The sequence below is a fragment of the Actinomycetes bacterium genome, assembly GCA_024222295.1.
GTDB lineage: Bacteria > Actinomycetota > Acidimicrobiia > Acidimicrobiales > Microtrichaceae > JAAEPF01.
On sequence record JAAEPF010000017.1, the window covers coordinates 99,327 to 124,338 of the forward strand.

A 25,012-nucleotide genomic window follows, 5' to 3' on the forward strand; every position below is an offset into this window, starting at 1 on the left:
CTTCTTTGGGTCGGCTCAGCCGACTATCCCGAGCTGCACTGAGATCGGGAAGGAGACGTTGACGACGGTGATCGCTACGGCGATGCCGCCTGCGATCCAACGGCGAATGCCGTTGTAACGGGGGCTGTTGATCCCCATGGACTGGAACATCGACCAGGCCCCGTGGAAGAGGTGTATTCCGAGCGCGATGTTGGCGACGATGTACAGCAGCGCCACCGGTACCCGTTCGAAGCTCGCCACCATGTTGTCGTAGACGTCGCCCTTCACGAAGTCGGGGTTGACCGCCTTGACGCCCCAGGTGAAGTCCGCGAGGTGCCACAGAAGGAACAGGGCGACGATGATCCCCGTCCAGCGCATCGAACGGCTGGCGAAGTTGGCCGCGATGTAGCTGCGCGGGGACTGGTACTTGGTGGGCCGGGAACGATGGTTCATCCTCGTGAGAGCTATGGCGGAAGCGATGTGGGCCCCGAATGCGACGACCAGCCCGATGCGGAATGCCCAGAGCACCCAGGTCTTCGGAACCAGCGGATAGAGGAGCGTCTTGAGCGACTCCGCATAGGCGTCCAGCTCTTCTGCACCGAAGTACATCTTGGTGTTGCCGAAGGCGTGTGCGATCACGAAGCCGATCAGCAGGATGCCTGTGACGGCCATGATCCACTTCAGGCCGACGGCTGTGGAGAGGAAGTCCAGTGGCCATGGCTTGCGGTTGCGGTGTGGCCCGTTGACCTCCGGAGCGTCTGCTCCGGGGCGCTCAATGGCTTGGGTCATGCCCAGTGCCTCCGAGGGGTTGGCGTCGGCCGACCTCGTGTCGGCCACCTGTGAAACTACTTCGGCCCGACGGGGCACGGAAAACGCCCCTCACTTGCACCGGTCAAGTCGTTCCCGAACGCTGACCTCGGTAGGTTCGAGGCGTGGGATCCGACGGTGAGTCGCAATGGCCACTGGCCCCGCAGGGTCGGGTGCCGGTGGAGGTGAGCCACACGGGAGCCGCTGGGGAGCTGGTGGCCGACCAGCTGCTGGTGCGGGGTGCATCGGCGGTAGCCGAGCTCGACGGGGGCGACCGGCTGGTGGGAGACCTGGAGCCCGGGGCGGTCGGTGGCCTGCAGCGCTGGTGCGCTGAGCGTCTACCCGGCTCGGTTGTGCGCCAGCTCGAGGTCGACCCGGCGTGGAGTGATTCTTGGCGCGAACACGCGGTGGCCCAGCGCGCCGGACGGGTGCTGATCAGGCCGAAGTGGGTCGAACCCGACCTACCGCAGGTGAACCATGGCGGCGCCGAGGCGGGCATGCCCGGAGGCGTGACGGTCGAGGTGGTGGTCGACCCGGAGTCGACCTTCGGCTCCGGCAGCCATCCGACGACCGCCATGTGCGCGGAGATCCTCGGCGACATCGTCGACGGCGGTGAACGGGTGCTCGACGTGGGCACGGGCAGCGGGGTGTTGGCGGTCACGGCCCTGCTGCTCGGCGCCGGCTCCGCGACCGGGGTGGACATCGACCCGGCCGCCGAGCGCGAGTCGACCCACTGCGCCGAGCTGAATGGTGTGGCTGATCGCTACCGCTACAGCTCAGCCGGCCTACCGGCAGCGGGGGACCGGTATGACCTCGTGGTGGCGAACCTGCTCGTCGGCACGATCGAGGAGCTGGGCCGTGTGCTGGGCGCATCGTTGGTTGATGGCGGTGCGATCGTGCTGAGCGGCTTCCTCGCGCACCAGCGCGGGCGGGTGCTCGAAGCCGTGGGTGCCGTGGACGACGACGTGAGCTGGGAGCTTCAGGAGGGCGGATGGGTGGCAGTTGTGCTGCGCCACTGAAGTGCAAAGGTCGAGTGGCCCAGCGTCGCTGTGACTCCCTGCCACTCATCGTTTGCGGTTGAGTGGCCCAGCACATCCCGCGGGCACGACCCTCGGCCTGAAAACCTACGAGCCCGTCGATCGGGGCGACAATCGACGGGCTCGGGTGGTTGGGGTTGGGGGGATGTACCGATAGGAACCGTCGCAGCGCCGGCCGGATTCCCGGGGCTCATGATTGAGACGAATCAGTGGGCGAAATCCCGAGCGCTCTCTCAGGTGCCGAGTCGAGTCGGTCCAGTGGCCGGTCGACAACCGCTCCCGCAGCCAACTGGTCGTTGGGTATGGTCGACGGATGGCGAAGCCGAGCACCATTGGAGAACTACGGGCATCCGGATGGGAGTCCGTTCCCGTCAAGACCGAGATCAGGCGCAATGCCGCCCAGCGGATCGCGGCGGGTGAGCAGCTGTTCCCAGAAGTCCTCGGCTACGAGGACACGGTGTTCCCCCAGCTGGAGAACGCACTGCTGGCCGGCCACGACGTGATCTTCCTCGGCGAACGTGGCCAGGCCAAGACCCGCATGATCCGCGAACTCGTCGACCTGCTCGATGAATGGATGCCGATCGTCGAGGGATCCGAGATCAACGACGACCCCTACAACCCCGTTTCGGCACACGCGAAGTCACTGGTCGAGGAGATGGGCAACGACACCCCGATCGACTGGGTGCACCGCAGCATGCGCTTCGGCGAGAAGCTGGCCACGCCCGACACCTCGATCGCGGACCTGATCGGCGAGGTCGACCCGATCAAGGTGGCCGAGGGTCGTTACCTGTCCGACGAGCTGACGCTGCACTACGGGCTGGTGCCGCGCACCAACCGGGGCGTGTTCGCGATCAACGAGCTGCCTGATCTGGCCGAGCGCATCCAGGTGGGCCTGCTCAACGTGCTCGAGGAACGTGACGTGCAGATCCGCGGCTACAAGGTGCGCCTGCCGCTCGATGTGCTGCTGGTGGCCTCGGCCAACCCGGAGGACTACACCAACCGCGGCCGGTTGATCACCCCGCTCAAGGACCGCTTCGGCAGCCAGGTGCGCACCCACTATCCGCTGGATGTGGACACCGAGGTCACGATCATCAAGCAGGAGGCGCAGCCCTTCGAGGCCGACGGGGTTGCCGTGAGGGTGCCTGACCACATGGTCGAGGTGGTCGCCACGTTGAGTCAGCTGGCCCGTGACAGCGCCCACATCTCGCAGCGCTCCGGTGTGTCGGTGCGCCTGTCGGTCTCCAACTTCGAGGTGATGGTCGCCAACGCGGCGCGCCGCGCCCTGTCCTCCGGGGAGGACGAGGTCGTACCCCGGATCTGTGACCTCGAGGCGTTGCCTGCGTCCACTGCGGGCAAGGTGGAGATCGAGACCCTGGAGGACGGCCGCGAAGGCCAGATCCTCGATCACCTGATCCGCTCGGCCATCCTCGAGGTGTTCCGGGAGCGGGTAACCCCTCAGCAGTTGACCGCCGTGGTGGAGCAGATCGAGCAAGCCGATCCGGTCGAGACCGGCGAGGACATCTCCTCTGCGGACTACATGTCACTCATCGAATCGCTGCCGGCGTTCCGGGGCCCGGTCTCCGAGCTGGTCGGCGCCGAGCCGACCCAGGGCGAAACGGCGTCGGCGATCGAGTTGGTCCTCGAGGGGCTGCACCTCTCCAAGCGCCTCAACAAGGACGCCGTGGGCGCCCGGGCGCAGTACCGCTCGCGCTGAGATGACGCCTTCGGGCGACACCCGCTACCCGCCCCCGGGCGATCTGGCCGCGTTGCGCGAGACACTCGTGGCCGCCTCGGATCCGTCGAAGGCGCCCGAGATGGAGAGCTACCTGAAGAATCAGTTCCCGATGCTCGGTGTGGGCTCGGTTCCGCGGCGCGCAGCCCAGAAGGAGTTCATGGCCGCCAAGGTGTCGGCCGGCCCCGACGCATGCGTGGCCGCGGCCCACCGGTTGTGGGCAGAACCTGAGCGGGAGTTCCAGTACGTCGGCTGCGACCTGCTGCGCCGGGTCGCCCGGCGCCTGCCGTCCTCGGCGCTCGGCGACGTGCGCGAGTTGGTGGCCACGAAGTCCTGGTGGGACACGGTCGACTCCCTGGCGAAGGTCGTCGGAACACTTGTGACGTCGCACCCGCAGCGCCGCTCGGAGCTCGACGACTGGGTGGTGGACGACGACATGTGGGTCGCCCGCGCGGCGATCCTGCATCAGCTCAGCATGAAGCAGGACGCGGATCCGGACCTGGTCTTCCGGTACTGCGAGGCGCAGATCGGCCACAGCGACTTCTTCATCCGCAAGGCGATCGGCTGGGCATTGCGTGACCTGGCCCGGTCCTATCCCGATGAGGTCTGGCAGTTCGTGGACTCACACCCCGACCTGTCACCCCTGTCGGTGCGCGAGGCCACAAAGCACCGATGACCCCCGCAATGGGTGTTCTGTTGGTGCTCAATCACGGAATCCGTGATTGAGCACCAACAAAGCGTCGGTGGGGAAGCAGCGGGCGGGGAGATCGCGCCACGGGGCAGCGGTAGCCTGCGGTGATGGCGAGGCCCCGGTTCAGATACTCACCCTGGGACGGTACCCAGCGCGGATTCGAGCTCGATGCGCTCGACGTGATGGGCGAGCTCACCGACGACCTGCTCTACCACGGCGACGTCAACGCGGCCCTGCGCCGGATGCTCCAGTCGGGCTTCGAGGACCGCAACGGCGAACGAATCCAGGGCCTGCGCGACATCCTCGACAAGCTGAAGGAGCGGCGCGAGGACACGCTCGACCGCTTCGACCTCGGCGGCGTCTACGACGAGATCGCCGAGGAACTGAAGGACGTCGTCGACACCGAGCGCGGCGCGATCGACGATCGGCTGACCCAGGACCTCGCATCCGGCGACGACCGCCGATCGGAGCTCGCCCGGCAGTCAGCCGACGAGAGGCACCTCGAGCTCGACATGCTGCCGCCCGACCTCGCCGGGCAGGTGAAGAGCCTGGAGAACCACGACTTCATCTCCCCTGAGGCCGAGCAGCGGTTCAACGAGCTCACCGAGAAGCTCCGGGAGCAGCTGATGCAGCAGTACGTCGACCAGCTCAGCGGCGCAGTGCAGGACATGTCACCCGAGGACATGGCCCGCATGAAGGACATGATGGCGGCGCTCAACGAGATGCTCGAGCAGCGGGCCGCCGGCGAGGAGCCCGACTTCGAGGGCTTCATGAACGAGTTCGGCGACTTCTTCCCCGAGAACCCCCAGACCCTCGACGAGCTGCTCGAGATCATGGCCCAGCGCATGGCTGCCGCCCAGGCGATGCTCAACTCGATGACCCCCGAGCAGCGGGCGCAGCTCCAGCAGCTGAGCGACCAGTTGTTGGAGGACATGGACCTGCGCTGGCAGGCCGACCAGTTGGGGCGCAACCTGCGCGAGGCGTTTCCTGACGCGGGCTGGGACAACGCCTACCAGTTCGAGGGAGCCGACCCGCTCGACATGGCCTCCGCGATGGAGGCGATGGGCGAGCTGGGTGACCTGGACCAGCTGGAGCAGATGCTGAAGGGCTCCCCCCAGCCGGGCGCCCTGGGTGAGGTCGACACCGACCGCGTGCGCGAGCTGCTGGGTGAGGAGCCCGCCGCCAGCCTCGAGCGCATGGCGGAGATCACCAAGATGCTCACCGAAGCCGGCCTCATCGAGCAGAAGGAAGGCCGCCTGGAACTGACCCCGGCCGGCCTGCGACGGCTGGGCGCCAACGCACTGACGGAGCTGTTCGGCACCCTCGAGAAGGACCGCCTCGGCGGCCACCAGCAAGAAGACATGGGCATCGGGCACGAGCGGGCCTACCAGACCAAGCCCTACGAATACGGCGATCCGTTCAACCTCGACATCAACCAGACCATCCGCAATGCAATCCGACGCGGCGAGGGGTCACCGGTGCGCCTCACCCCCGACGACTTCGAGATCGAGCAGACCGAGCAGACCGTGCGGGTCTCGACGGTGCTGATGCTCGACCTGTCGCTCTCCATGCCGATGCGCGACAACTTCCTGCCGGCCAAGAAGGTCGCCATGGCGCTGCACAGCCTCATCTCCATGCAGTACCCGCGCGACTACCTCGGCCTGGTCGGGTTCTCCGAGGTGGGCCGCATCCTCACCGCCGAGCAGCTCCCCGAGGTGAGCTGGGACTTCGTGTACGGCACCAACATGCAGCACGGCTTCCAGCTGGCCCGCCAGTTGCTGGCCCGCGAGACCGGCACGAAGCAGATCATCATGATCACCGACGGCGAGCCGACCGCCCACATCAACCGGTTCGGCGAACCCGAGTTCCACTACCCGCCGGTGCGCGAAACGGTGGATGCGACCCTCCTGGAGGTCTCTCGCTGCACCCGCGACGACATCCGAATCAACACGTTCATGTTGGACCCCGACCCGGGTCTGCAGCGCTTCGTGGAGAACCTCACGAAGATGAACCGCGGCAGGGCGTTCTTCACGTCCCCTGACACCCTCGGTGACTACGTGCTGGTCGACTTCCTCGACCAGCGGCGCAACCTCATCAAGGGCCGCCGATAGCCCTCGTGGGCCCCGAATCAGGGGTCTTGCGGCCTTGTCGACTCCAGAAAATCCCAGCGCCTTAGCTGCCCGACGAACGCCCTTGGTGGCAAATGAGCGGGGTTTTGGTGTGAAATCGGCCCAAATCCCACGCTGAGTGATTCGCGCGCCATGCACTGTGGAGAAACCGCTTGACGCCCTTGGGGAATGGGGCAAGGATACCCAATCACATCGATGTAATTACAGCGATGGGCCATCAACGAGGGTAAGACAGACTGCGTTGCCCGCACGGCACCGAGGCCGTGGGTCACCGTCACCACCAGCAAACCGCACGCCCCGGGAGGGGGATTTCCCGGGCGGACCAAGCGGAGGACACATGAGCCAGACCATGAGCCAGGGGCCGGAAGCAGTGCCCGAGACCGTTGTCGGTCTCGAGCCGATCGAGCCAGAGGAGAGTTGGCAGAACTTCGCCAACTGCCTCGGAGTGGATCCCGACCTGTTCTTCCCCGAGCGCGGGGCTTCCACCAAGGAAGCCAAGTCCGTGTGCCGGGCATGCGTGGTGCGCGAGGACTGCCTCGAGTACGCGCTCGAAAACAGCGAGAAGTTCGGCATATGGGGTGGACTCAGTGAGCGTGAGCGTCGTCGCCTGCGTCGTGCCCGGGCCCTCGCCCGCGCTGAGCGTGAGAGTCGCACCGCCTAGCTGACCAACCCGCCATCCCGATTCTGGCCAGATCTGCTGCCCAGCGGCGGACCGTGCTGGAGTCGCGGGTTCGGCACGTCAGCGAGGCCGGTTGACCCCAGCCTCTGTGACCACGATGTCCAGGGGAACGTCCCATGGCCGCGCGTCGATCAGCGCCACCACCTGCACCTCGTAGGCAACACCCACCAACACGGGCCTGCCGGCCGCTGGTTCGGCAGCCGGCAGCCTTCCCAGCGCCCGGTCGTAGTAACCCGCACCGAAGCCGACCCGCGTGCCCGCCCTATCCACGGCCACGCACGGAACCAGGACCACGTCAAGGTCTTCCACGCCTACCGGTGGCCCCACCGGCTCCCCGATTCCGAACCGGTTCGGCCTCAGCTCGGCACCACGGGCCCAGGCGGCGAACTCCATGGTGGGTGAGCCACCCGGGTCGATTCTCGGCAGGCACAGGGCTTTGCCGTCGGTGCGAAGGGCACGCCACATGCCCGACAGGTCGACTTCGTCACCGGTGGCGGCGTAGGCGCCGACGATGTCGGCGCCTGCCACCTCCTCGAGCGCCCCGAGCGTGTTGGCGATGTGTCGGCTGTGCGCGGCCCGCACGGCGGCGTCGAGTGACCGCCGAGCGGAGAGGCCCTGGCGGCGTGCCACGTCCGGCGGGGTGGGTCGGTCTGCGCCCATGCCCCGAAGCTAGGCGAACCACTCCGAGGGCTGTCGCTGCGGCAACCGTGCCCGACTCGGGTACGATGCAATCATGTTCAGCGGTAACGAATGGCTGATCGTCGTGATCATCGCCCTGGTGCTCTTCGGTGGATCCCAGATACCGAAGCTCGCCAAGAACCTGGGCCAGGCCCAGGGCGAGTTCAAGAAGGGTCTCACCGAAGGCAAGGACGAGACCGAGGACGACGAGTCAGCCGATTCAGAGGAGAATTCCTCCAAGAAGTGATTCTCGCGGGGGACCCTGCGAACGGGTCTGAATTGCGCGCCCAGCCGGACATGCGGCTCGTTGGCGCTGGCCGCTCGGGCAGGGCTCAGACGCCCTGGGTTGCCAGACCCTCGTCTTCGGCCGTGTCGTCGCAACGAAGGCCGGCCTTGGTGGCTTCCTTCGCCCGTGCCTTGATGATGCGGCGGCGCTGACGCTCCGAGGTGCCGCCCCACACGCCGTGGTCGATCCGGTTAGCGATCGCGTACTCGAGGCAGGTCACGGCCACGGGGCAGTCCTCGCACAACCGCTTGGCCACTTCGACGCCTACGCCGTCTGAGGGGAAGAACATGGCTGGTGCCGAAGAGGCACAATTGCCGGCGGCCATCCACTTCGTCTCCGTGCTTGTCTCCATACGCCAAGTACGACGGTCTGTAGACTCCGTTTGTTCCCCGGTGTCCTGATCTTGACGACAGTCTGAGCTTTCCTACAGACGTTCTTTACCCAGAGTCCTGATTCGCCTACTAAACGCGCAAATATCGCACTGCTCTGAGAACACTCACTGGTTCGAGCCCGGGTGACGTGGGCAAGCGAACGGCTAGCGCGCATACTCGGCTTCATGCACGAAGACGACCAGATCGGGGCCCCGCAAAGCGTCGGAGGCCACCCGGGTTCCTCCCAGCCGCCGACCCCCCGACCGCACCAGCCGCCGGTTGCACCGCCCACGTCGACCCCACTCACCCCACCTGTTTCGCCAGGTGCGGGCGGAGGCGAAACCCCCTCCTCGCCCCCGCCCGCGCCGGCTTGGCAGCCCCCTGGCGGATGGACCCCGCCGGCAGCCGAGCCCACGTCACGTCCCGTGACCGCACCCATCCCCCCGGTCGGTGGCGCAGTCCCGCCACAGGGGCCACCCCCTGCCGATGCGCCACCCTTCCCCGCACCCGGTCCCATGGGTCCGTCGGGTGCGCCCCATCCCGGCAACCAGCGCTCCGGCGGTGGCATCAAGGCTGCGCTCATCGGAGGCCTCGTCGGAGCCATCGTGGCCGGAGGAATCACCGCTGCCGCCATGACCATCCGCGACGACGAGGCTCCGCTCAACGTCGCGGCGCCCGCCTCGTTGCCCGATCGCGAGTCCAGCACGATCGTGGGCGATGACCTCGACATTCGCGCCGTGCTCGACAAGGTGCGCCCTTCGGTGGTGTCGATCCACACGGGCTCCCGCCAGGGTGAGGCTGCCGGCTCCGGCATCGTGCTTAGCGAGGGAGGCCTCGTGCTGACCAACGCACACGTTGTCGAAGGGGCCAATCGCATCGAGGTCGACTTCTCCGATGGCCAGAGCGTCGAAGCACGTCTTATCGGCGCCGCACCGAAGTCCGACGTGGCACTCATCCAGGCCAGCGGGCTCGACGGCGCAGCGGTGCCGGCCGAGCTCGGATCATCCGGTGACCTGCTGGTTGGCGACGACGTCGTGGCAATCGGCAACGCGCTCAACCTCGGCGCCGAGCCCAGCGTGACCACCGGCATCGTGTCGCAGACCGGCCGCTCGATCGTTGCCCCCGACGGCACCGTGCTGGATGACCTGATCCAGACCGACGCCGCGATCAACCCTGGCAACTCCGGCGGTCCGCTCGTCAACGCGCAGGGGCAGGTTGTCGGCGTTAACACTGCCATCCTCGCCGATGCGCAGAGCATCGGCTTCGCCCTCGAGATCGACTCCATCCGCGAGCTGATCGGGGATCTCCAGGACGGCAAGGACGCCGAAAAAGAGCGCGCCGTGCTCGGCGTCGCCACTCTCGACGTCGCACGGATCGACAACGACGTGGCAGACCGATTCTCGGTGACCGCCACCTCCGGGGCGTTCATCCAGGACATCACCTCGGGTTCCGGCGCAGACGCGGCAGGCCTTCAGGCAGGCGACGTGATCATCGAGGTCGACGGCCGCAAGATCCGCAATTCCGAAGACGTGGGCCAGGAAGTCCGCTCGAAGGAAGCGGGCGAGTCCATCACGATCCTCATCGAACGCACCGGCGAACAACAGTCGGTCACCGCCACTCTCGGCTCGGGCTGACTGGCGGCACCAGAACGTTTCGGAGGATCCGTCGCAACCTCCGGACCGTCGGCGGGCCACCTCCACCTTGCGTGGGGGTGGCCCTCGTCGCTTCGGGCCGCCCACGCCACGAGCCGGTCGGGTGAGGCCATCGCGGCGGGTTCGTCTATCCTCGCTCATATGTCGGAGCACACAACCGTGGACGAAGAGGGCGAGGAAGAACTGCCCCCGATCGCCACAGCACGGATCACCTATACAGGCCCAACGGCCCCTCACTGGGAGATCACCTCCGATGACGGCGACCCGGAGCTGATCGATGCGTTCCGTACCCGGGTCATGGCGCGACTCATGTTGTTGCCGCCCCATGACCCGCAGTTCCGGCGCAATCGCGACCGCGTAGACCGCGACGGCCAGGGCGAGCGCATCGAGGTGGTCTGGGAGACCGGCATGGAGGACCACTCCCGCTGAGTTCGTCCGGGTCGGTTCCGTTAGCCCGCGACCTGCCGGTGAGTTCGTAGAATGGACTCATGGCCGACTCCGCGGAGACCGACGCTGACGACCCACAACAGCGCTACCTCAACCGCGAGCTGTCGTGGCTCGACTTCAATGGCCGCGTTCTGGCGCTCGCCGATGATCCCGCCACACCGCTGCTGGAGCGGGTGAAGTTCCTCGCGATCTTCAGCGCCAATCTCGATGAGTTCTTCCAGGTCCGCGTGGCCGGCCTGAAGGACCAGATCGCTGCAGGTGTGCGCAGCCGCACCCCTGATGGCCGCACCGCCGGCGAGCAGCTGGCACTCATAACCGACCGCGCTGCCGAGCTGAGTGCCCGGGCCGACGCGATCTTCCTCGGACCGGTGTGTGGCCAGCTCGCCGAGGCCGGTGTGCGGTTCTCCACATGGGCACAGCTGGACGACGACGACCGCGAATGGCTGGCCGACGAGTTCGACCGCCGCATCTTCCCGGTGCTCACGCCCCTCGCCGTCGACCCGGGTCATCCGTTCCCGTACATCTCCAGCCTGTCGCTCAACCTGGGTGTGATCGTGCGCGATCCGGTCACCGAGGAGCGGCGCTTCGCGCGGGTGAAGGTGCCACCGTTGCTGCCGCGTTTCGTGGTGATGCCTGATGGTGAGCGCTTCGTGCCGGTCGAGCAGGTGATCGCCGCCCACACAGCCGAGCTGTTCCCCGGCATGGAGGTCGAGGACAGCGTGGCGTTCAGGGTCACCAGAAACGCCGACCTCACCGTCGAGGAAGAGGAGGCCGACGACCTTCTCGAGGCCATCGAGCTGGAGTTGCGCCGCCGCCGGTTCGGCAAGGCCGTGCGGCTGGAGGTCGAGGACGACATCTCATCGGAATCACTCGACCTGATCCGCGACGAGCTGGAGCTCGACGAAGCGGACGTCTTTGCACACGAGGCTCCCATCAGCCTCGATGGCCTCTGGTCGGTCTACGCACTCGACCGTGACGACCTGAAGTACAACGACTTCCAGCCGGTCACCCAGCGCCGCCTGCATCCCGACGAAGACGACGCCGAACGCAACATCTTCACCGTGGTGTCCGAGGGTGACGTGTTGGTCCACCACCCCTACGACAGCTTCGCCAGCTCTGTCGAGGAGTTCATCCGCCAGGCCGCGCGCGATCCCCACGTGCTCACGATCAAGCTCACCCTCTACCGCACATCCGGCGACTCGCCGATCATCGCGGCGCTCATCAACGCGGCTGAGCGCGGCAAGCAGGTGGTTGCGCTCGTGGAGCTCAAGGCCCGATTCGACGAGGAGAACAACATCGAGTGGGCGCGCCGCCTGGAGCGCTCGGGCGTGCATGTGGTCTACGGCCTGGTCGGGCTCAAGACCCACACCAAGACCTGCCTGATCGTGCGCGAGGAAGGCGATGGCGTCGGCCGCTACTGCCATGTCGGTACCGGCAACTACAACTCCAAGACGGCCAGGCTCTACGAGGACTTCGGGCTGCTCACCGGGGATCCTGCGTTCGGCTCCGACCTCACTCAGCTGTTCAACTATCTCACCGGCTACGCCCGCGACGTGGAGTACGAGAAGCTCCTGGTGGCTCCGCACACGCTGCGGCCGAGGATCGTGGAGCTGATCCGCCGCGAGCGCGAAGCGCCCAAGGGCACCGGCCACGTGGTGATGAAGATGAACAGCCTCGTGGATGCGGACATGATCGACGAGCTGTACGCGGCGTCGGGCGACGGGGTGCGCGTCGACCTCGTCGTGCGCGGCATCTGCTGCCTGCGCCCCGGCGTGCCCGGCCTGTCGGACAACATCACGGTGCGCAGCATCGTGGGCCGCTACCTCGAGCACTCTCGTGTCTACCGGTTCGCCAACGGCGGGGGTACGGCCAAGCCGGTGCACTACATCGGGTCTGCCGACCTGATGCCCCGCAACCTCGACCGGCGGGTCGAGGCGGTAGTGCCGATCGAGGACCCTGCGCTCCAGGAGCAGCTCGACCAGGTGCTGGGCGTGGCGCTCGCCGACGACCAGCTGGCGTGGACCCAGCGAGACGACGCATGGCGCAAGGTCCCCCGCCGCGGCGAAGGTGATGGCGTCGGCGTGGAGGCGCATCTGCAACTGGAAGAGGACGCGCGCAAGCGCTCCGAGGTGGAGATGCGGTGAGCCGCTCCGGTGTGATCAAGGCCGCCGGCGGCGTCGTGTGGCGCCCGCGCACCGACGGTGTGGAGGTGCTGGTGGTGCACCGCGACCGCTACGACGACTGGACGCTTCCCAAGGGCAAGCTCGACAAGGGCGAGAAGCACAAGCAGGCCGCGCTGCGAGAGGTGCGCGAGGAGACCGGCGTGAAGTGCGAGCTCGGCCCCAAGCTGACCCGCATTACCTACAGCACGCCGTTGGGCGACAAGGCGGTCAAGTGGTGGGCCATGCAGCCGGTCGGTGACTCGGACGAGCTCGGCCCCGATGACCCGGGCGAGATCTCCGCGGTCGAGTGGCTTCCCTTCGAGGCGGCGTGGGAACGGGTGACCTACCGGGCAGACCGCGACGTGCTGGCAGCGTTCGCACAACGGGTCCTCGGCTACCAGCGCGCCTGAGGCTCAGGAGCCGCAGGGCTGTCGGGCGCCCTCTGTAGGTTCCGGCGCTGTTCACCCTGCGTTCACCTCGCTGTGGTTCGAGCTTCAATCGGCTTTCCTAGCTTGCGGTTCGTCGGCGGAATCCCCCCGCAGCGAACGACCGAACCAAGGAGAGATCCTTTGAAGCTCACCCGCTCCGGCCGCTTGGCCAAGTTCATGGCAATTCCGGCTGCCGCAATGCTCATCGCAGGTGCCTGCAGCAGCGATGACGACTCCGGAGGAGGAACCGGGGGCGTTCTCGTCATCTCGGGTTCCTCGACCGTGGAGCCGATCAGCACCGACGTGGCCGAGAAGTTCAGCGAGGCGAACCCCGAGGTCGAAATCTCGGTCGACGGTCCCGGCACCGGAGACGGCTTCGAGTTGTTCTGCAACGGCGAGACCGACATCAACGATGCATCCTCGAAGATCAAGGACGAGCAGATCGAGGCTTGCGAGGCCAACGGCATCGAGTTCATCGAGCTGCGCATCGGCAACGACGGCATCGCGACCATGACAAGCGAGGCCAACGAGGCCGTCTCCTGCCTGGCCGTCGGCGACATCTACGGCCTGGTCGGCCCGGAGTCCCAGGGCTTCGAGACCTGGGATGCAGCCGATGACCTCGCAACCGAGGTGGGCGGCAACGGCGGTCTCCCGGATGCCGAATTGTCGATCACCGGCCCCGGTGAGGAATCCGGCACCTACGCCAGCTTCGTCGAGCTCGCGCTGGAGGACATTGCCGAGGAACGTGGCGAGCCTGCACAGACCCGTCCCGACTACCAGGCCTCCCCTGACGACAACGTGATCATCCAGGGCATCCAGGGCTCGGACACCAGCTTCGGCTGGGTCGGCTTCGCCTTCGCCCGTAACGCCGAGGGAGTCAAGGTGCTCGAGGTCGACGAGGGTGACGGCTGCGTCGCCCCCACCGACGAGTCCATCGCCGACAACACCTACCCCCTCAGCCGACCGCTGTTCATCTACGTGAACAAGGCCAAGGCCGAGTCCAACCAGGCACTGGCCGACTTCGTCGACTACTACCTCACCGACTCGATCAAGTCGGTGTCCGACGTCGGCTACGTCGATCTGTCCAGCGAGTCCCTGACCGAAACCCAGGAGCGGTGGAACAGCCGCACCACGGGCGCAGCCTGAGTCACCTGTATCCAGCCACTGACTCTCCGGTAATGTCGGGGCGGGCCGAGAGCCCGCCCCGACTCCGGAGCGTCATCGACCGTTCCGACCCCCTCGACCAAGCCGCCGGGCACCTCCCCGAAACCGCCCGGCCCCCAGCTTTGGGAGCACCATGTCCGACCTAGGCCTGCGTGAGCACAAACGCCTCACGGTGAGCGACCTCGTCGGCGACAAGAAGCGGACCCGGGCCGAGAACACGGCCCGCCGCATCCTCCTCGCGGCGGCGCTCACCTCCGTGGTGATCAGCGCCGCGATCATCCTTTCCCTCGCAGGCGAGGCCTGGACCTTCATCTCCCAGGTGGAGCTTTCCGCGCTGTGGAGCGACGGCTGGTTCCCACGCCGCGGTATGTACGACCTGCGCACGATCATCGTGGGATCGCTGCTGGTGACCGTCGTGGCGATGTTGGTGGCGGTGCCACTCGGTCTCGGCGCCGCCATCTACCTGTCCGAGTACGCCCCCCCACGGGTGCGCAAGATCCTCAAGCCCACGATCGAGATCCTCGCCGGCATCCCGTCAGTGGTTCTCGGCTTCTTCGCCCTGTCGTTCATCTCGCCCGAACTCGTGCAACGGATCTTCGCCTCGGCCGACTTCTTCTCGATGGCGGCCGCCGGCATCGCGGTGGGCATCCTCGTGATCCCGCTCGTGGCCACGATCTCCGAGGACGCGATGCGTTCGGTGCCCAACTCGCTCCGCGAAGCCTCCTACGGGGTGGGCGCCCGAAAGATCACGACCACCGTGAAGGTTGTCATCCCTGCTGCGGTGTCCGGGCTCGTGGCGGCGTTCATCGTGGCGGTGTCACGAGCCATCGGCGAGACGATGGTGGTGTTCCTGGCTGCGGGTGCAACCGGCGGTTCCCTGTTCACCGTGGACGTGCTCGGCCCGGGCCAGACCATGACGGCGGCCATGGCCTCCCAGGCGGCCGGCACGGACCAGGTCAAGGGTGAGGCCCTCACGTTCCAGAGCCTGTTCTTCGTCGGAATGCTGTTGTTCCTGTTCACCCTTGGCCTCAACCTGGCCGCGGACCGGTTCGTGCGCAAGGTGCGCCACGCCTACTGACTGAGGACCCAGACCAGCGATGAGCGTCATTTCCACACCTGCCGGCGTCGGGCCGACCGCAGCGACCCACAAGGTCAACAAGGCCCTCAAGTCCGGCCGCGGCGATGTCAGCGGCACCGTGTTCATGATCATCATGCTGGTGTCGTTGCTGATGTCAGTGGTGATCCTCGCAGTCCTCGTGGTCGACATGCTGGTGCTCGCCGAGCCGGTGATCACCACCCGGTTCGGTGACTTCATCACGGGCACGCTCAAGTCCAAGCCCGAGGCCTCTGGCATCAGCCAGGGCCTCAAGGGAACGTTCTGGATCGGCGTGTTCACCGTGGTGATCTCGTTCCCGCTGGGCATCGCGGCGGCTATCTACCTCGAGGAGTACGCCCACCACGAGAGCAAGCTGGCGCGTTTCATCGACCTCAACATCCGCAACCTCGCCGGCGTCCCGTCGGTGGTGTACGGAATCCTGGGCTTCACGCTCTTCGTGAAGGCGATGGGGAGCATCACCGGGCCCGAGTCACAGGGCAAGAGCGTGATCTCAGCCGGCCTCACACTTGCGATCCTGGTGCTGCCGATCGTGATCATCACCGCTGCGGAGGCCATCCGGGCGGTTCCCAACGAGCTCCGCGAGGCCGGGTTCGGCGTGGGAGCGACCCGCTGGGAGGTCGTACGCCACCACGTTCTGCCCTACGCCGCCCCCGGAGTTCTCACCGGCACCGTGCTTGCGCTCGCCCGGGCGCTGGGAGAGGCCGCTCCGCTGATCCTGGTCGGAGCATCGACCGGGTTTCTCTCCTCAGGTGGTGGCTTCTTCGACGTCACGTCGCTGCAGGAGCGGTTCACGGCACTGCCGATGATCATCACCAGCTGGGCGAAGAAGCCCGCCAACCTCGGTTGGGACGAGGTGGCGGGCGCGGCGGTCATCGTGCTGCTGGCCGTGGTTCTCGTGGCCAACACGGCCGCAATCCTGTTGCGCAACCGCTTCGAGAAGAAGAGGCAGTAGAAATGAGTGAGAAGATGCACACGGCACCGAGGAGAAACGCGGTTGTGAGCACCGGAGAGAGTGAACTCGTGAGCGAGCCGTCCGTGGCAGTGGAGCCGGAGGTGCTGGCAGACCGCGAGGTGGTGTTCGAACTGCGCGAACTCGACGTCTACTACGGCGAGTTCAAGGCCGTCCGCGACGTCACCATGGACGTGCATCGTCACGAGATCACCGCCTTCATCGGCCCGTCCGGCTGCGGCAAGACCACCGTGCTGCGCTGCCTCAATCGAATGAACGACCTGATCGAGACGGCTCGGGTCGACGGCACCATCAGCTATCACGGTGTCAACCTCTATGACCCCCAGGTCAATCCTGTGGAGGTCCGCAAGCGGATCGGCATGGTCTTCCAGAAGCCCAATCCGTTCCCGAAGTCCGTGTACGACAACGTCGCCTACGGACCGCGCATCGTCGGCAAGGTGAAGAAGTCCGAGATGGACGACGCCGTGGAGAAGGCACTCCGAGGCGCTGCGCTGTGGGATGAGGTCAAGGACCGGCTCCACGAATCCGGCATGGGGCTGTCCGGTGGCCAGCAGCAGCGGCTGTGCATCGCACGGGCCATTGCCACCGAGCCCGAGGTGCTGCTGATGGACGAGCCCTGCTCAGCACTCGACCCGATCGCCACGGCGGCGATCGAGGACCTGATGGCCGACATCAAGTCCGACTACACGATCGTGATCGTTACCCACAACATGCAGCAGGCGGCCCGTGTCAGCGACCGCACCGCCTTCTTCACTGCCGAGGTCAACCCCGATTCGGATCGTCGCACCGGGCTCCTGGTGGAGTGCGACGAAACCAGCCTGATCTTCTCGAACCCGACTGACGAGCGAACCGAGAACTACATCACCGGCCGTTTCGGATAGTCCCGAACCGGCACTGAGAGGGCCACGTGACTGGAGACGAACTCAGGATCGAGTACCACCAGGAACTCGACAATCTGAAGAGCGAGCTTGTCCGGCTGGGCGCCATGACCGCAGAGACGGTTGGCATGGGTACGGCGGTGCTACTTGATCGCGACCTTGCAGGCGCACAGCGGCTGATCGACGGAGACGACGCCATCGACGAGCTGAGCCTGCAGCTCGAGGAGGAGTGCTTCCGTCTGCTCGCCCTGCAGCAACCGATGGCGGGTGACCTCCGGATGCTGCTCACGACGCTGCGCGTGATCAGTGAGCTGGAACGGTCCGCCGACCTGATGGTCAACGTCTGCAAGGCATCAAGGCGCGTCTACGACCTTGAGTTCACACCGAAGCTGCGTGGTCTCATCGAGCAGATGGGAGTGGAGGCAGCGTTTCTCATTCGCACGGCGATCGACTCGTTCGTCGACGCCGACACCTCCCTCGCCGCAGCGCTCGACGACATCGACGACCGACTTGATGACCTGCAGATCTCCTACGTGGAGGCGATCTTCGAGTCACACCAGGTGGAGAACCTCTCGCTTCGCGGAGCGGTCCAGCTCGCCCTGATCGGGCGCTACTACGAGCGTGTCGGCGACCATGCCGTGAACATCGGCGAGCGAGTGATCTACATGGTCACCGGGTGGCTCCCGGAATCCAACGCCGCGGCCCGCAACGCGCTGCGCAGCGCCAACTCCTCCGCCGAGGCGAGCCTTGGCGTGGTGCCGCCTCCCGACGAGGCAGCCGACGGCGAGTCGGGGGACTGACCGTTGAGGGTCCTCGTCACCAACGACGACGGTCTGCACGCGCCCGGGCTGTCGCATCTCGCCGGTGCAGCGGCACGGGCCGGCCACCAGGTGCTGGCCGTGGCGCCGGAGCAGAACCGATCCGGCTCGGCTGCAGCCATCGACGACCTCGGTGAGCAGAGCTCGATCCGCTGCCGCGCCAAGACGCTGGCGGGCCTCGACGGCGTCGAGGCCTACGAGCTCGACGCCCCACCGGCGCTGTGTGTCGTCGCAGCGATGATCCAGGCTTTCGGTGACCCACCTGAGCTGGTGCTCTCGGGCATCAACCCGGGGCTCAACACCGGGCGTTCCACCCTGCACTCGGGAACGGTGGGAGCCGTGCTGACCGCAGCCAACTTCGGGGTGTCGGGTGTGGCGGTGAGCATCGCCGGCCATGAGCCCACGATCCGTAACTGGGGTGTGGCTGCCGACCTTGCGGTGCAGGCCGTCGATTGGGTGCGCGCCCAGGACGGTGTTTCGACACTCAACCTCAACGTGCCGGACCTGCCGGCCTCCCAACTGTCCGAGCCGGTGCTGGCATCACTGGCGCGCAAGGGAGCCGTGCACACCGAAGTGCTGGAGCGCGATGACGAGTGGATCCGCCTCGGCTTTCGTGAGACGACTGACGAGTTGCCCGAGGGCACCGATACGAGGGTCACTGCCGACGGTCATCCCGCCGTCACCCCCATCACGGGCATCCGTGTCGGCGAGATCACACCGGAACAGGGAGCCAGACTGCTCGTATGCCTCGCGGCCTCGCCGAGGTCGGACGCCAACGGGGTCGGGACATGACAGCCGCCCTGCTGGCGGTGGCGGTGGCCATGACCTTGGGGGCCATCGGTGGACGCCGGTCCTTCGCCAGGCTTGTCAATCGTCCCCCCGCTGCTCCCCCTGAGGCCGTCGACCCGCCGTCGGACCAGTCGCCGCTGGGCCCGATGTATGGCCTGGGGCCGCTGGCAGCGGCTGTGGAGCGGATCGAGCACGGGGTTGTCGTCGTCAATGGGGCTGGCGAGGAGACGTACCGCAACGAGGCCGCCACGAGACTCGCCACAGCCCGTCACGGGCACGCACTCGTGGAGAACTGCGTGAGGCGACTGCTGGCCGACGCCCGCGACGGCACCAGCCAGCATGAGTCGGTCGATCTCTTCGGCCCGCCGGCAGAGCTGTTCGAGGTGTCGGCGCACCCGTTCGCGGATGGCCATGGAACCGGCGCCCTTGCGATCGTCGAGGACCGGTCCGACGCCCGCCGCACCGAGACTGTGCGGCGGGACTTCGTGGCCAACATCTCCCACGAACTCAAGACCCCCATCGGCGCCCTCGGACTTCTCGCGGAGACCCTCGACGCGGAGGAGGATCCCGAAGTGGTGCACAGGCTGGCGCGACGAATGGTCGCCGAGGCACACCGCGCCGCCAGCACCATCGACGACCTCCTGGAGCTGAGTCGCATCGAGTTCGCGGACGATTCGGACCACGAGGAGCTGTCGCTCGACGACCTGATCGCCGAGGCCGTGTCGAGGATGGGCAACGCGGCTGAGCAGGCTGGGGTGAAGTTACGCACCGATCTTCCGTCGAGCGTCGTGCTGCACGGCGACCGCCGTCAGCTGGTCTCCGCGGTATTCAACCTGCTCGACAACGCCGTGAAGTATTCGAGCGACGGCGACGAGGTCGAGGTCCGGGCCCACCGGGAGCCGGCAGGCACCGTGGCCACAGTGGTGGTCGAGGACCACGGCATCGGGATTCCCGGCCGGCTGCACGATCGGGTCTTCGAGCGCTTCTACCGGGTGGACCGTGCCCGCGCACGAAGCACGGGTGGCACCGGCCTCGGACTGGCGATCGTTCGCCACGTGGTTTCCAACCACGGAGGCCAGGTCGAACTCGACTCGCTCGAGGGGCGGGGGAGCGTGTTCACGCTGGTTCTCCCGTGTCAGCCGCCGGCGGGGGAAGCGGCGGCCGACTTCTCCCAGCAGGAGCCCCCGCGGTGAACACGACACCGCGGGCGACACAGGACCATGCCGAGACGCCCCAGCCACCCACGCGGGTACTGGTGGTGGAGGACGAGGAAGCTTTCATCGACGCACTACAGGTGGGTCTCGCCCGCGAGGGCTTCGCGCTCTCGGTTGCGCGCGACGGAGCCGAGGCGATCACGGCGTTCGATGCCGTGGCTCCCGACCTGGTGTTGCTCGACGTGATGCTCCCGACGCTGTCGGGAATCGACGTCTGCCGTGAGCTCCGCCAGCGAAGCGACGTGCCGATCATCATGGTGACCGCCAAGGCGTCCGAGATCGACACGGTCGTGGGTCTCGAAGTCGGAGCCGACGACTACGTGGCCAAGCCGTACCGATTGCGCGAACTGGTTGCACGGATGCGTGCAGTGCTGCGCAGGCGCGGCGGGCGTGACACATCCCCCGTCGTCGAGGCTCCGGAGTCGGTGCTGCGCGGCGGAGCCGTGGAACTGGACATCGACCGCCACGAGGTGCGTGTCGACGGCGAACAGGTGTCGTTGCCGCTCAAGGAATTCGAGGTCCTCGCGTTGCTGATGGAGAACGCCGGGAGGGTGCTCCCGCGCGCAACGTTGATCGATCGAGTCTGGGGCCACGACTACGTGGGCGACACCAAGACACTGGACGTGCACATCAAGCGGATCAGGGCCAAGGTCGAAGACGACCCGGCCAATCCGCGATTGATCACGACGATCCGCGGGCTTGGCTACAAGTTCATCGCTGAGTGATTCAGCGCTGGGTGAGGCGTGCGCAGGGCTGAAGCGTCCGCCGCGGGCCGGGACTGTCGGCGTGCAGCCGTAGCATGAAGCCGTGAGCGGGAGGCCCCCACGACCCACCGGTAGATCGACTGCCATCGACGTCAACGCGCCGTTCGGCCGCCTCGCGCTGGCACATATCTTCTCGGTTGGCGGCGACGCCCTGGTGGCGATGGCGCTCGCCGGGTCCCTCTTCTTCTCGGTCGACCCCGCGGGCGCACGCTGGCGGATATTCGGCTATCTCGTGTTCACGATGGCCCCGTTCGCGGTGGTCGGGCCGCTGGTCGGGCCGGCCATGGACCGCGCCCGGGGTGGGCGCCGGATCATGCTGCTCGTGTCCACCTGGGGCCGCGTGCTGGTGGCTGTGCTCATGGTCGGAAGCGTGTCCTCCGAGAGCCTGCTGCTGTTCCCCGAGGCGTTCCTCATGCTGATCCTCGCCAAGGCCTACCAGGTGGCCAAGGCGGCGATCGTGCCCACTGTCACCGAGGGCGACGCAGCGCTCGTGGAGGCCAACTCCAAGCTGCAGCTGCTGTCGGGTCTGGGTGGCTTCGCGATGGGCCTGCCCGGACTCCTGCTGCTTCTGATCGGGCCGTCGGCGGTGATGGTGCTGGCGGCGCTGACCTTCGTGGCGGCCGGACTGGCATCGCTGCGCGTGCCGGCAACCACGGTTGCCGCCGAGGAGGCCGGCGAGGACGAGGTCGCCGAGCTGCGAAGCGGGGCCGTGGTGTCGGCCGGGTCGGCCATGGCCACGTTGCGGGCCATCGTCGGCTTCGTCACCTTCCTCATGGCCTTCGCCCTGCGCGGCGACGACCGCATCTCGCGACCGGGAGAGGTCCTCGGCCGCGTGTCAGCCGCCGCGCTCGACCACGACCCTGTCACGGTCGCCGACCTGGCGCCCGCCGGTGCGCCTCCGACATGGCACTTCGGAGTGATCGTTGCGGTGAGCGTCGCCGGAGGCCTTGGGGGCGCAGCCATCGCACCGGTGATGCGCAAGATCTTCCGCGAGGAGTTCGTGTTGCTCGCGAGCCTCGCCGTGGCAGCCTGCGCCGGCGGAGCCGGGCTGTTGTTCGGAGGGCTGTTCGGCCAGGCACTGCTTGCATCTGGGGTCGCCCTCGCCGCCGCGGCCGGCAAGCAGGCGTTCGACGCGGTGGTGCAGCGTGACGCGCCCGACGCCAACCGCGGCCGCACCTTCTCCCGCTTCGAGTCGCGTTTCCAGATCGCGTGGGTGCTCGGTGCGCTCGCACCCGTGATCATCCCGATGCCCACACCCTTGGGCGGTTTGATCGTCGGAGTCCTTGCCGTTGCTGCAGGTGCGTTCTACGCGACGGGCATGCGGGCGGTCGCCAAGGGCCAGGTGCCACCCCGCCTTCCAACGGCGCGTGAAGCTGCCACCGAGGTGAACCGCTGGCGCCGCAACCGCAAACAACGTCCGCCTGGCGATGGACCTCCACCGGCTCCACCCGCTCCGCCTCCGGCCTCCCCGCCGCCTGGCGGCGGACCGCCACCCCCTGCACCGCCTCCTGCCGGCCCACCGCCGCGCTGAGCCTGTGCCGCGCTGAGCGTGCGCTGAGCGTGTGCTGCGCCACTCAGGCCCCGCGGTGCAGTGGCCACGCGTCTATCTGACGCGAGGCGACTCGAGATATGTGGATGAGTAGTCCAGCACAGCCGGATGAGCTGGCCGACCGCCGGGGTGGACCGTCGGATCGGCCGCGATGGGCTCAGAAGTCGGGGGCGTCGGGGATCTCGAAGTCCCCGTCGAAGGGCACGTCGCGGGCCTCGATGCCCACACGCGCCATCCAGAGCCCCGGCGCGTCGAGCTCGGATGCGGTCGGAAGGTGCTCGGGGTCGTCCCACAGAGTTTCCAAGGCCTCCGAGTCGGAGCGTTGCACGATGCCGTCGATGAATGCGCCACCGCGGTCGAAGGTGGCCTGTGACAGCTCGAGGCCGAACAACCTCTCCACGAACCGGGTCTGGGGTCCCGCCTCCACGCGGCGCCTGCGAAGGGCTTCGGTCACCCGGGAGTACTCCGAGAGCAGGTTTGCGCCGACCGAGTCGAGTACGTGGTCGACCCACCCCTCGACCGTGGCGACCAGGGCTTCGGCCTCGGGCATGAGGGCGCGCTGGCGGTCGGACTGCATCGCGCCGAGCAGGCGGTCGGGATCGGCGGCAAGCGACTGAAGCGCCTCCATGTCACCGCCGCCCTCCTCGAACGCGTCGTCGAGGCCGAGCTCGCGGGCCTGGCGCTCGATGAGCTCGGGATCGTCGGTAAACGAGCGGGTGTACTCCTCGATGATCCCCACCAGCCGCTCGCGAACATGGGGGATACACAGAACCTGATGGTGAGCAGCGTCCGACAGGCACACCCACAGGCGGATGTCGTTGGTGGGCAGGCTCCACTCACGGGCGAACTCGTCGACGTTGGAGAGCACCATCGCCAGTGGCTGACCCGCAGGTCGCGGTATCGGCAGTTCGTAGTGGCCGAGCGCACGGGCGGCCAGGTGGCCGGCGGTGGAGCCGGACATCATCGACAACAGCATCGGACCCATCATGGAAAGCAGCTGCTCGAGCATCTGGGGCGGTAGCGGGCCCAAGCCCGGAATCGAAGGGGTGTCACCGAACTCGCCCAGGTCGCCAAGGTCACCGAGCTCCCCGAGCTGTGCCGACAGGCCCCGCCCCATCGAATCGGCGAGGCCTCCGAGCATCGGGCGCTGGTCCTCGAGGAACCGCCTGGCCCACTGGCTGCGGTTCATCGGTTCCACGCGCAGCGGCTCCGCGAACCCGAGCCCGCTGTGGTTCGCGATCTGAAGCTCTGCCACCCGTGCCAGGCCCTCAACCGCTATGCGGTCAGCGGGGTCGATGTTGGCCTCGCTGTGACCCTCGTTGGCGATGCCGGCGGCGATCTGAGCGGCCTGCTCCCACTGGTTCTGGGCGCCCATCATCCGGCTCATCTCGCCGAAGAATGCACCCATTCCCTCGAAGGGGTTGTCGTCGCTGTGCCCAGCGGGCTCGTCCGGGGGGTTGTCCACGACGCCCATGGTAGGGCTGCTGGGCGAGGCTTGGCCCCGGGACGGGTCCATGGCTGAGGAGCCATTGGGGTTGGCGCCGCGACCCGGGTCAGGAGGGAAAGTCGCCCACGGTGACCGGGACCGAGTGTTGCTCCTCGCCGCGGTAGAGACCGATGGTCACGGTCGAGCCGATGTCGGTTGTGTCCAGCTGATCCACCAGGTCGCCGAGGCTCTGGATGCGCGCATCGCCAAGGGAGACGATCAAGTCGCCGTCCTGGATCCCTGCGGTCGCCGCCGGGCTGCCGGTCTTGACATCCAGCACGACGGCACCGGCCATGTCGTCGGTGGACGTGGCCGCGCGCACACCCATCCAGCCGTGGTGGGATGTGCCGGTTGTGAGCATCTGGGCCACGAGCTCGCGGATTGTCTCCGCCTTGTAGGCCACGGAGTGGTTGCCGTCGACGCCGAACACCCAGCCGCCGAGCGCTCCGCTCGGATCTGTGAGGGGTCCGTAGGACTGCACGTGGCCATCGAGTGCGAGGAGGTTGGTGGCGAGCGAGTCATCGGCCCTCAGTACCTCGGAGTCGACGTCCGTGATCGTCATGGGCTCGCCGCGGATCCGACCCGTGCCGTCGCGGTGGACGAGTTCCACCTGCTCGCCGACAGACATCTCCTCACCGAAGCCCGGGTTGCTGCCCATCGGCTGGTCGAGGCCCAGGAGCACCATGCCCGAGACGTCGTCGGTGGCGACCACGGTGGCACCGGTGGTGTCGTCGCCGAGGGTGACGACGATGTCGTCCGCATCCTCCAGCCGTTCGCCTTCGGACTCGGCCGCGGGGCCGTCAGCGGAGCTGAGCGTCACCGCGTGGCGGCCGTGGTCCACGATCACGGCTACTTCCTCGCGGGTGGCGCCACCGGTGTCCACCTCGACTGTTGCTAGCGCGTAGCCGGTCGCTGCTTCGAACGGCTCCGGATTGCCTTGCGGCCGGCTGTCGGTGGACCGCGAAATGACGGCCGTCACGCCCAGGACGAGTGCGGCCAGCACGACCATCACCACGACCATGTGGAACCCGCGGCTGCGGTCGGCCCTCTGGCGTCCCTGCAGGCCTACTTCGCTCGGGTGTCTCCAGGTCCGGTGTCCCGCAGCGGGCGGTGCGGCAAGCGCGTCCTGATCGTCTGACCCGTCCGGCTGGACACGACCATCTCCTTCCATGGAACAGAAGATAC

The 25,012-nt window shown here is 67.2% G+C and carries 23 protein-coding genes; 18 read left to right on the forward strand and 5 right to left on the reverse strand.

Annotated elements, in window-relative coordinates:
- Window positions 1–15: 15 nt before the first annotated feature.
- Window positions 16–816 carry a succinate dehydrogenase cytochrome b subunit gene (locus GY812_03215; GenBank protein MCP4434494.1) on the reverse strand — a complete coding sequence of 267 codons (801 nt, stop codon included), beginning with the start codon at window positions 814–816 and terminating at the stop codon, window positions 16–18.
- A 95-nt stretch (window positions 817–911) separates the two neighbouring features.
- Here GY812_03215 and GY812_03220 point away from each other — a divergent pair, with 95 nt between their 5' ends.
- The 5 genes from GY812_03220 (at window position 912) to GY812_03240 (ending at window position 7,036) form a co-directional block, all read left to right on the forward strand.
- On the forward strand, window positions 912–1,805 hold the full coding sequence (locus GY812_03220; protein ID MCP4434495.1) for a methyltransferase domain-containing protein: 894 nt from the start codon (window positions 912–914) through the stop codon (window positions 1,803–1,805).
- Between the two features lie 331 nt (window positions 1,806–2,136).
- The gene (locus GY812_03225) at window positions 2,137–3,537 is read left to right on the forward strand and encodes a magnesium chelatase (GenBank protein ID MCP4434496.1); all 1,401 of its coding nucleotides are present in this window, start codon (window positions 2,137–2,139) and stop codon (window positions 3,535–3,537) included.
- A 1-nt stretch (window position 3,538) separates the two neighbouring features.
- On the forward strand, window positions 3,539–4,231 hold the full coding sequence (locus GY812_03230) for a DNA alkylation repair protein (GenBank protein MCP4434497.1): 693 nt from the start codon (window positions 3,539–3,541) through the stop codon (window positions 4,229–4,231).
- Between the two features lie 122 nt (window positions 4,232–4,353).
- Entirely contained in the window at window positions 4,354–6,357 is a 2,004-nt protein-coding gene (locus GY812_03235; protein MCP4434498.1) for a hypothetical protein, read from the forward strand.
- Between the two features lie 355 nt (window positions 6,358–6,712).
- Window positions 6,713–7,036, forward strand: coding sequence for a WhiB family transcriptional regulator (locus GY812_03240; GenBank protein MCP4434499.1), 324 nt, complete (start codon window positions 6,713–6,715; stop codon window positions 7,034–7,036).
- A 78-nt stretch (window positions 7,037–7,114) separates the two neighbouring features.
- On the opposite strand, the gene GY812_03245 is transcribed toward GY812_03240, so the two are convergent.
- Window positions 7,115–7,714 (reverse strand): 5-formyltetrahydrofolate cyclo-ligase, encoded by a 600-nt coding sequence (locus GY812_03245; protein ID MCP4434500.1) that lies wholly within the window; start codon window positions 7,712–7,714, stop codon window positions 7,115–7,117.
- 73 nt (window positions 7,715–7,787) lie between these two features.
- Between GY812_03245 and GY812_03250 the strand changes: the two genes are divergently transcribed.
- Window positions 7,788–7,979, forward strand: a complete 192-nt coding sequence (locus GY812_03250; protein MCP4434501.1) for a twin-arginine translocase TatA/TatE family subunit — start codon at window positions 7,788–7,790, stop codon at window positions 7,977–7,979.
- Window positions 7,980–8,064: 85 nt separating this feature from the next.
- Here the strand turns inward: GY812_03250 and GY812_03255 are convergent, their stop codons facing one another.
- Window positions 8,065–8,343 (reverse strand): WhiB family transcriptional regulator, encoded by a 279-nt coding sequence (locus GY812_03255; protein ID MCP4434502.1) that lies wholly within the window; start codon window positions 8,341–8,343, stop codon window positions 8,065–8,067.
- Window positions 8,344–8,814: 471 nt separating this feature from the next.
- Here GY812_03255 and GY812_03260 point away from each other — a divergent pair, with 471 nt between their 5' ends.
- From GY812_03260 to GY812_03315, 12 genes are all read left to right on the forward strand, one after another.
- Window positions 8,815–10,023, forward strand: coding sequence for a trypsin-like serine protease (locus GY812_03260; GenBank protein ID MCP4434503.1), 1,209 nt, complete (start codon window positions 8,815–8,817; stop codon window positions 10,021–10,023).
- A 177-nt stretch (window positions 10,024–10,200) separates the two neighbouring features.
- Complete coding sequence (locus GY812_03265; protein MCP4434504.1) at window positions 10,201–10,470, forward strand: hypothetical protein; 270 nt, start codon at window positions 10,201–10,203, stop codon at window positions 10,468–10,470.
- A 59-nt stretch (window positions 10,471–10,529) separates the two neighbouring features.
- On the forward strand, window positions 10,530–12,632 hold the full coding sequence (locus GY812_03270; protein MCP4434505.1) for an RNA degradosome polyphosphate kinase: 2,103 nt from the start codon (window positions 10,530–10,532) through the stop codon (window positions 12,630–12,632).
- Complete coding sequence (locus tag GY812_03275; protein MCP4434506.1) at window positions 12,629–13,060, forward strand: NUDIX hydrolase; 432 nt, start codon at window positions 12,629–12,631, stop codon at window positions 13,058–13,060. Before GY812_03270 ends, GY812_03275 begins: the two co-directional genes overlap by 4 nt.
- A 159-nt stretch (window positions 13,061–13,219) precedes the next feature.
- Window positions 13,220–14,224: a phosphate-binding protein gene (locus GY812_03280; GenBank protein MCP4434507.1), complete on the forward strand. Its 1,005-nt coding sequence runs from the start codon at window positions 13,220–13,222 to the stop codon at window positions 14,222–14,224.
- 151 nt (window positions 14,225–14,375) lie between these two features.
- Entirely contained in the window at window positions 14,376–15,320 is a 945-nt protein-coding gene (pstC, locus tag GY812_03285; protein ID MCP4434508.1) for a phosphate ABC transporter permease subunit PstC, read from the forward strand.
- Between the two features lie 19 nt (window positions 15,321–15,339).
- Window positions 15,340–16,311, forward strand: coding sequence for a phosphate ABC transporter permease PstA (gene pstA / locus GY812_03290; protein MCP4434509.1), 972 nt, complete (start codon window positions 15,340–15,342; stop codon window positions 16,309–16,311).
- 14 nt (window positions 16,312–16,325) lie between these two features.
- Window positions 16,326–17,210 (forward strand): phosphate ABC transporter ATP-binding protein, encoded by an 885-nt coding sequence (locus tag GY812_03295; GenBank protein ID MCP4434510.1) that lies wholly within the window; start codon window positions 16,326–16,328, stop codon window positions 17,208–17,210.
- 26 nt (window positions 17,211–17,236) lie between these two features.
- A complete protein-coding gene (phoU, locus tag GY812_03300) occupies window positions 17,237–18,007 on the forward strand; it encodes a phosphate signaling complex protein PhoU (protein ID MCP4434511.1) in 771 nt (256 codons plus the stop codon).
- 3 nt (window positions 18,008–18,010) lie between these two features.
- Window positions 18,011–18,817, forward strand: coding sequence for a 5'/3'-nucleotidase SurE (locus tag GY812_03305; GenBank protein ID MCP4434512.1), 807 nt, complete (start codon window positions 18,011–18,013; stop codon window positions 18,815–18,817).
- Entirely contained in the window at window positions 18,814–20,007 is a 1,194-nt protein-coding gene (locus GY812_03310) for a sensor histidine kinase (protein MCP4434513.1), read from the forward strand. The genes GY812_03305 and GY812_03310 overlap by 4 nt, the downstream gene beginning before the upstream one ends.
- Window positions 20,004–20,753: a response regulator transcription factor gene (locus GY812_03315; protein MCP4434514.1), complete on the forward strand. Its 750-nt coding sequence runs from the start codon at window positions 20,004–20,006 to the stop codon at window positions 20,751–20,753. Before GY812_03310 ends, GY812_03315 begins: the two co-directional genes overlap by 4 nt.
- Before the next feature lie 1,745 nt (window positions 20,754–22,498).
- Here GY812_03315 and GY812_03320 read toward each other — a convergent pair.
- Together GY812_03320 and GY812_03325 are read right to left on the reverse strand one after the other, a co-directional pair.
- Window positions 22,499–23,806 (reverse strand): zinc-dependent metalloprotease, encoded by a 1,308-nt coding sequence (locus GY812_03320; GenBank protein ID MCP4434515.1) that lies wholly within the window; start codon window positions 23,804–23,806, stop codon window positions 22,499–22,501.
- A gap of 88 nt (window positions 23,807–23,894) precedes the next feature.
- The gene (locus GY812_03325; protein MCP4434516.1) at window positions 23,895–24,998 is read right to left on the reverse strand and encodes a PDZ domain-containing protein; all 1,104 of its coding nucleotides are present in this window, start codon (window positions 24,996–24,998) and stop codon (window positions 23,895–23,897) included.
- Window positions 24,999–25,012: the final 14 nt, after the last annotated feature.

What these genes read in the sequence shown, in the direction of transcription:
- GY812_03225 (MCP4434496.1), top strand. Translation starts at nt 2,137, where the DNA reads ATGGCGAAGCCGAGCACCATTGGAGAACTACGGGCATCCGGATGGGAG.
- GY812_03230 (MCP4434497.1), top strand. Translation starts at nt 3,539, where the DNA reads ATGACGCCTTCGGGCGACACCCGCTACCCGCCCCCGGGCGATCTGGCC.
- GY812_03235 (MCP4434498.1), top strand. Translation starts at nt 4,354, where the DNA reads ATGGCGAGGCCCCGGTTCAGATACTCACCCTGGGACGGTACCCAGCGC.
- GY812_03240 (MCP4434499.1), top strand. Translation starts at nt 6,713, where the DNA reads ATGAGCCAGACCATGAGCCAGGGGCCGGAAGCAGTGCCCGAGACCGTT.
- GY812_03245 (MCP4434500.1), bottom strand. Translation starts at nt 7,714, where the DNA reads ATGGGCGCAGACCGACCCACCCCGCCGGACGTGGCACGCCGCCAGGGC.
- GY812_03250 (MCP4434501.1), top strand. Translation starts at nt 7,788, where the DNA reads ATGTTCAGCGGTAACGAATGGCTGATCGTCGTGATCATCGCCCTGGTG.
- GY812_03255 (MCP4434502.1), bottom strand. Translation starts at nt 8,343, where the DNA reads ATGGCCGCCGGCAATTGTGCCTCTTCGGCACCAGCCATGTTCTTCCCC.
- GY812_03270 (MCP4434505.1), top strand. Translation starts at nt 10,530, where the DNA reads ATGGCCGACTCCGCGGAGACCGACGCTGACGACCCACAACAGCGCTAC.
- pstC (MCP4434508.1), top strand. Translation starts at nt 14,376, where the DNA reads ATGTCCGACCTAGGCCTGCGTGAGCACAAACGCCTCACGGTGAGCGAC.
- pstA (MCP4434509.1), top strand. Translation starts at nt 15,340, where the DNA reads ATGAGCGTCATTTCCACACCTGCCGGCGTCGGGCCGACCGCAGCGACC.
- GY812_03295 (MCP4434510.1), top strand. Translation starts at nt 16,326, where the DNA reads ATGCACACGGCACCGAGGAGAAACGCGGTTGTGAGCACCGGAGAGAGT.
- GY812_03310 (MCP4434513.1), top strand. Translation starts at nt 18,814, where the DNA reads ATGACAGCCGCCCTGCTGGCGGTGGCGGTGGCCATGACCTTGGGGGCC.
- GY812_03325 (MCP4434516.1), bottom strand. Translation starts at nt 24,998, where the DNA reads ATGGAAGGAGATGGTCGTGTCCAGCCGGACGGGTCAGACGATCAGGAC.